3 protein-coding genes are annotated in these 2,329 nt (G+C 63.5%); 1 reads left to right on the forward strand and 2 read right to left on the reverse strand.

Going from position 1 to position 2,329, the window contains the following annotated elements; genetic code table 11:
* Positions 1 to 651 (forward strand): dihydroxy-acid dehydratase (locus H5U08_RS16055; protein ID WP_366494738.1); only part of this gene is annotated, 651 nt, incomplete at its 5' end.
* Between the two features lie 83 nt (positions 652 to 734).
* Here the strand turns inward: H5U08_RS16055 and H5U08_RS16060 are convergent.
* Entirely contained in the window at positions 735 to 1,613 is an 879-nt protein-coding gene (locus tag H5U08_RS16060; protein ID WP_297035342.1) for an FHA domain-containing protein, read from the reverse strand.
* An 82-nt stretch (positions 1,614 to 1,695) separates the two neighbouring features.
* The coding region (locus tag H5U08_RS16065; RefSeq protein ID WP_297035345.1) for a hypothetical protein at positions 1,696 to 2,329 on the reverse strand (634 nt) is incomplete at its 5' end.

Here is a 2,329-nt window from a genome sequence, read left to right on the forward strand (position 1 = left end):
CGCAAGGCCCGGTCGATTCGTGAACTCACTCCGGAACAGCTCGGCTTCGATCCGTATGACTGCATCCGTGAGGTGGAAAACGCCTACAGTCAGGAGGGCGGGCTGGCCATTCTTTATGGCAATCTGGCGCCCCGGGGAGCGGTGGTCAAGACGGCGGGCGTCCTCCCCCACATGCTCCGCTTCACCGGCCCGGCCGTCATCTTTGAATCCGAAACCGAAGCGTATCAGGGCATCATCAACGGGAAGGTCAAGGCCGGCGACGTGGTCGTCATCCGTTACGAAGGGCCGAAGGGAGGGCCGGGAATGCAGGAGATGCTGGCCCCCACCACGGCCATTAAAGGTGTCAAGCTCGACGACAAGGTGGCCCTCATCACGGACGGACGTTTCAGCGGTGGGACGGCCGGGGCCTGCATCGGACACATCAGCCCGGAGGCCGCGGCGGGCGGTCCGATCGCCCTCCTGGAGCCTGGGGATATGATCGAAATCGATATCCCTGCCCGCAAGCTCAACGTTTTGGTCAGCGAGGAAGTCCTCGCCGAACGCCGAAAACGCTGGTCACCGCCGCCACCGCGGTTCGTCAAGGGCTACCTGGCCAAATACGCGAGAATGGCCACCAGTGCGGATCAGGGAGCCGTGCTCCGCTGGGAGTGAACACCCGCCGCTTTGTCCCATCCACCCTCCGCCGCCTGACCGCCCCACATAAGACCTGCTGGCTGCACCAGGTCGAAGCGGCGTCACAGAGGCGGCTCGCCAATCGCGCGGAGATACTCCGCCAGCCGGGCATACAGGTCCAGCAGACTCTGCCATTGCCGCTGGTCGAGCGTCACATGCTCGTCCTCGGAGGCCGCATGGACCGTCCCCGTGCGAATGACCCGCCGCAACCGCAGGTGGAAAAACTGTAAAAGTTCCGCCAGTTGGGCCAATTGAGCAGGAGACAGATCGGCAGGAATTTCAGGGGGAATAAGCTCGGCAATGGGCCGCAGGCTCTCCGCTTCTTCTTCCCAGTGCAGTTCAGAATCGAGCGACGGCGAATACCAGGACGAGCTCCATTCAGAACTGGCGACTCCGTCCTCCGGCGCCGCTTTGCCCTGTTTCTGGCGTTCCTCTTCCAATCGTTTGCGAAGTTCGGCAAGCCGCTGGGCAATTTGCTGCCGGGATCCCACCAGAATCACTGTCTTGCCGAGCGTGATGAGATCACCGGGCCGAATCTCCGCCACCTGGACCGGTTCGCCGTTGACCCGCGTGCCATTCGTGCTGGCCAGGTCGGTAAGGACGATCCGATTGCGGTCTTCCTGAATCTTCAAATGAAACCGGCTCACCCGTTCGTCGCTGAGCCGCACCACGTTCCCTTCCTCTCGCCCCACGGTGATGGGGGTTGGCAGATCTTCATACACCCGGCCGCGATCCACTCCGTCCACGATACGAAGTGTCACCAAGGCCATGGTCGTTACCTTTTTGGAGACAAAGGTGGTCCCCTGCCGGCCACCAGACTGTGTTTCCATTTTGCGATGTGCGGTCACCTGCCGCCCGATGACGGCAAGAACAGAGACGTCCGCCGTCCCCGAGCAACCGCTGTCCGGCTTGTTCCATTCTAAGCCGTTTTCACTTGTCAAAAAAAGAACCCCAGCAACCGGCGACAAGCACCGCCGCCATTTCAGGGATTCAGGTAAGCAAACGCCTCTGAGAAGTCGTCATTCACCAGGCCTGCCGCAAAGGCAGTTGCGGTGCAGGAGGAGGCAGCACCGCCGGGGAGCCGCCCGGAAAAACACTCGCCTGCGGACTGGACCACGACGGTGCGGGGCCGGTGCGCGACGTGAACGGATCAGAAGCGGGAGGTGGTGAGGCACGGAAGATGCCTGGCCGAGGCTGCCCTCCAGACGGCAAAAGGGCCGCGCGGCCCTGCACCCCCTTGGGAGCCGTCACGTCGGCCCACCAGTTCTTAATCCGCTCCCACAGGGAAGGCCTGGCCCCCGGAGCGGTCGTGCCGAGAGCCGACGTTTCAGGATAAGCAGGTGGTGCCAAACCCGGTACTGTGGCGGATGGTCCGGGAGAAATGGTGCCCTGCCCCGACGGCCCCGGGATGATCGTCCCGGAAACGGTGCTCGGAGGGTTGGTCGCGGACGCAGCCCAGCCCCCAGAGAAGGTGTTTTGAGAGGGAGAAGTGGAAGCGCCACTCATTCCGGCGGAAAGGCCCGGCACACCTGTCCCCGAACTGTTTGATGCTCCCCCTGCCGGTGTCTGGCCGGCGGGCGTCGCGGTGAGGGGGGGAGGCACGAGCGTCGGCGAACTTCCCGATGGCGGCAGGGCATAGGGTACGGCATACGCCGAC

The organism is Thermogutta sp., from assembly GCF_014359955.1.
In the GTDB taxonomy this organism is placed as follows: domain Bacteria; phylum Planctomycetota; class Planctomycetia; order Pirellulales; family Thermoguttaceae; genus Thermogutta.